This window comes from uncultured Campylobacter sp., assembly GCF_938045535.1.
Lineage (GTDB): Bacteria > Campylobacterota > Campylobacteria > Campylobacterales > Campylobacteraceae > Campylobacter_B.
The window spans coordinates 1-4,367 of sequence record NZ_CALIMQ010000209.1 but is presented as its reverse complement, the minus strand read 5'-3'; the positions used below and the strand labels follow the sequence as shown (position 1 = coordinate 4,367).

General features: G+C 46.1%; 4 protein-coding genes and 1 pseudogene. All 5 read left to right on the top strand.

The window, feature by feature from the left end:
• Nucleotides 1-424 (top strand): ABC transporter ATP-binding protein (locus Q0095_RS06410; RefSeq protein ID WP_297882438.1); only part of this gene is annotated, 424 nt, incomplete at its 5' end.
• Between the two features lie 56 nt (nucleotides 425-480).
• Nucleotides 481-2,553, top strand: a complete 2,073-nt coding sequence (locus tag Q0095_RS06405; protein ID WP_297882436.1) for a hypothetical protein — start codon at nucleotides 481-483, stop codon at nucleotides 2,551-2,553.
• Nucleotides 2,553-3,167 (top strand): guanylate kinase, encoded by a 615-nt coding sequence (gene gmk, locus Q0095_RS06400; protein WP_297882434.1) that lies wholly within the window; start codon nucleotides 2,553-2,555, stop codon nucleotides 3,165-3,167. Before Q0095_RS06405 ends, gmk begins: the two co-directional genes overlap by 1 nt.
• Before the next feature lie 10 nt (nucleotides 3,168-3,177).
• Nucleotides 3,178-3,385, top strand: a pseudogene (gene tatA / locus Q0095_RS06395) (twin-arginine translocase TatA/TatE family subunit).
• Nucleotides 3,386-3,481: 96 nt separating this feature from the next.
• On the top strand, nucleotides 3,482-4,367 hold an 886-nt coding region (locus Q0095_RS06390; protein WP_297882432.1), incomplete at its 3' end, for a DUF2062 domain-containing protein.

Below are 4,367 nucleotides of genomic sequence, written 5' to 3'. Positions count from 1 at the left end.
GAGGCTTAAAATCCGCCGCAACGACTTCGGTATAATATTTCAATCCCACTACCTTTTTAAGGGTTTTTCCTCTGGCGAAAATATCGAACTCGCCGCCAAACTTACGAATAATGCGATAGATCAGAAAATCTTAAAAAAGCTTAAGATAGAAAACACCCTTGCTCAAGGCGTGGGTGAGCTTAGCGGCGGACAGCAGCAGCGCGTGAGCATCGCTCGCATACTTTGCAAAAAGCCGCGCATAATCTTCGCCGACGAGCCTACTGGAAATTTAGACAAGGATACCGCAAACGAGGTCATGGACGTGATCTTTGAGTACGTTTCGCATAGCGGCGGCGCGCTAGTTTTGGTCACGCACGATGAGGGCTTGGCGCAGAAATGCAGCAAAGTTTATCGCATAAACGATCGAAATTTAGCAGAAATATAAGCAATTAATAACCAAAAATATCTTAAAATAGGTAAAATTTTTCCAAAAGGCCATAAATGAAAATTTTACTTGACAATCACAATGAGCAGGTTGCAAGTGTCGTAAATATTTGCTGCGAGCGCATCGGTGCGGATCTGGTAGCATATAGTGCAGACGAGAGTGAATATGATTTGACGATAAAAAATTATGAAGATGGCGATGATATTTCAAAATTTAATCTTAATAAAACGCTGTTTCTGACGCCTAAGAATGTCTCGGTGCCAGGAGTGCGATACACCCTTACCAAGCCTTTTTCGCCGCTTGAGCTCATCACGTTTATCAGCGAGTTTTCGGTTCAAAATATGAGCGTGCAGGCGAAAGAAAAAATGGCGAAAGAATTTGCCGATGCAAGCTCTGTGATGAAAGAGATCGATGCGATTGATCAGGCAAATTCCGCTTCGGGCAGTAATTTTGAAGAGCTTGTGGATAGCTTTTATGACTCCGGCAAGGATATACCGCTTTCGCAGCTGGCAAACGATATAGCGCCCGAGATTGCAGATGATGTGCCGCTTTCGCAGTTGGTAGGCGATATGCCGCGCACGGACGAGATCGCAGATGATATTCCGCTCTCGCAGCTTGCAGATGAAGCAGCTCTTGCGGACACCATCGCCGATGATACGCCGCTTAACGCCGTCGCAGAAAAGATTGCGGATAATATCGCAGATGATATGCCTCTAAACTTAGCTGCTAGCGATATCCCTGAGGATGTACCGCTAAATAGTATCGGCGCAAGCGAGCCTGCTGAAAATAATCACGCACCTCAAGATGAAATTCCACTCGCAAAGGATGACGCTCCTATAGCCCTAGCGGCGCTAGATGATGAAAATCCTAAGAATTCCAAAACGGATAAATCGCAGACAGAAGATGAAATTCTTGTCGCACAGGCAAGCGAAACTTTACCGCTTGCGCAGCAAGACGAGCCGCAAAGAGCTGGCAGCCCTAATGAAACTACTGTTGAAAAAAAAGCAGACGCTGCGTCTAATCTAGAGGAAGCGAAAGACTCTGCGGACGTTACGCTTAAACAGCATGAGTCAGACGGCTTATTTGCCTATAAAACAGATGAAAAAAATTCTGCCTCGCAAGTAGTGCAAGATGCAGCTGGCGCGCCTGTTAACAGTGGATTTGATATGGATTTTTCCAGGCTTTTCGATAGCGCTGGCATGCCCGTGGAGGAGTTTGGCGGATATGATAATTTTGCCGCGGCTGCGTTTGCTTCCAATGAAAAAGAGGAGAAAAGATCTGCGCATGATAAAAATAAAACGGCTACGGATTTTCAAAAAACGCAAATTTCGTCTCAATACGAGGTCGCTTCAGATACGCCGATTGCGTTAGCGGGTGCGGGCGATATACCTCGCGAAAATCTTTATAACGCCGTTCCGTTTCAAAGTATGGAATTTACTGGCGGACTTGCACAGAATACGCCTATGTCTGCTCATAATGAAGCATGGAATTCAATTGGCGCAAATTTCGTAGCTTCTGCAAATTCTAGCAATACCAGGACTACAAATTTTACTCCTGCGCCGAATTTTTCGGAGCTAAACTTGCCGCACATATTAGATGCCTCAGATTTACCGAAGCAAAGCGAACAATATGATAGCGTTGCTGGCGGGTTTGCGGACGGATTTTTGCGCGCTATGGAGGGCGATTTCGCAAACTCGTTTGCCACAAGCTCTGCAGATAGCGAGCAATTTAAATCCGGTAAGCCTACAAAGAGCGCCGCGCAGCAGATAAAATTTAATGCTTCAAAGCCTTCGGAGCGCACCGAATTTAAAGCGCATAAATTCGGCGCGTCCGAGCAGGTAAATGAGATGAAATTTGGCGCGCAAGCTATGCCGAATGAGCTTGCCGCTTCGGCTGCGGCGGAGTTTGCTAGCCTTATGGCAAGCGAGCTAGGGTCTAGCACCAAAAGCGAGTCGCTGCGTAACGAGCATGGTAAAAAACCGAGCGCCGAGGAGCTGAAAACCAAACTGCGCGATGATCTGGAAGCGGGCATCGCAAACACGATCGAGAAATTTGCGGGTAGCAAGGACGCCAAAGACGCGCTGAAGGACTTCAAGATCAATATTGACATATCGTTTGGAGACAGATAGTGAAAGGCAAAATTTTGCTCGTCTCCGGTCCCAGCGGTAGCGGCAAAAGTACGCTCATAAAGCGTCTTATCGCAGAATTTGGCGAGCAGATATACTTCTCGATCTCCTCTACGACGCGCGAAATGCGTGCGGGCGAAGCGGACGGCGTGAATTACCATTTCATAAACGAGAGCGAGTTTCGCGCAGGCATCGATCGCGGCGACTTTTTGGAGTGGGCGAACGTGCACGGCAAATTTTACGGTACTTCGCTAAAAGCTGCTACGAGCGAGCTTGAGCGGGGTAAGATCGTGATTTTTGACATCGATGTGCAAGGATATGAGATCGTGCGCAGTAAAGTGCCTAAAAGCGAGCTTACTAGCGTATTTATTACTACGCCGAGCTTGTCGGAGCTTAGGGATAGGTTGCGCGCTCGCGGCGATAATGATCCTGCCGATATTGCTTTACGCCTGCAAAACGCGCAAGAGGAGATGGAGCGCCTAGGCGAGTATGATTATTTCATAATAAACGACCGCCTGGAAGCGGCGTATGAAAATTTAAGATCAATCTACAAAACTATCAAACTAGAAACGGCAAGCCGCGACATAGGCAAGCTAATCGAAATTTGGAAAATTTAAAGGAGAAAAAATGGGCGTAAGCGTTCAACAACTGCTAATTATCTTAGCGATCATCGTGTTACTTTTCGGAGCTAAAAAGCCCCGAGCTCGCAAAGGGCGTAGGTAAGGGCATTAAGACCTTCAAAAAAGAGATGGAGGACGATACGCCTGAGAAGGTCGAGAAAAAGGCAGAGGAAGAGATCAAAGACGCCGAAATCAGCGATACTAAAAAGGCGTAAAGGATTTGAAAAATTTAGTTAAAAATTTAACCATTGACCATTAATTACGCTGTACTTATTCCTACTTATAACAACGAAAAGACCCTTTCCAGAGTATTGGATGGGGTTCTTTCCTATACCCCTGAGGTAATTGTTGTTAATGATGGCTCCACTGATAGTACAGCCGAGATCCTTGCTCGTTATCCTCAAATAGAAGTCATTACCTTCACTCAGAACAAAGGCAAGGGCAAGGCCTTGCAAGAGGGCTTTCGTGTGGCAAGAACCAAGGGCTACCAGTATGTGCTGACGATAGATTCCGATGGGCAACACTTCCCAGAGGATATAGCTCATTTCCTTACTGCTATAGCTCAAGAACCTACCCTCACGCTCTTGGTAGGTAACCGCGATATGACTGTGGAGGGTGTCCCAAGAAAGAGTAGTTTTGGGCATAAGTTTTCCAACTTTTGGTTTCACTTGGAGACAGGTGTGAGGCTGCCCGATACCCAGTCAGGTTACCGCTTATACCCGCTTGAGGGGATACCGAAGCGCTATTTTACAGGCAAGTTTGAGTTTGAGATAGAAGTACTTGTTAGAAGCAGTTGGCGTGGAGTACCTATAAAGTCCGTACCTATACGAGTGCTCTATGATCCACAAGAGCGGGTCTCTCACTTTCGGCCTGTGTGGGATTTTGTGCGAATAAGTTTGCTCAACACAGTTTTGGTGCTTATAGCCCTTTTTTATATCAAGCCCCGTGATTTTCTGAGGAAGTTTCAAAAAAAAAGTTTTAGAGCGTTTCTTAAGGAAGATCTTTTAGAGACGAAACTCTCCGATAGCAAGAAAGCCTTTTCTATAGCTTTGGGTGTTTTTTTTGGTATTTCCCCCTTATGGGGCTTGCAAACGGCACTAACTATTACCTTTTCGGTACTATTGGGGCTGAATAAGTCCTTGGCCTTTTTGGCTTCCAACATCAGTATTCCGCCTATAATCCCAGTGATTGTATGGA

Bases quoted from the DNA above. Each gene is read 5' to 3' on its own strand.
- Q0095_RS06405 (WP_297882436.1), top strand. From the start codon at position 481: ATGAAAATTTTACTTGACAATCACAATGAGCAGGTTGCAAGTGTCGTA.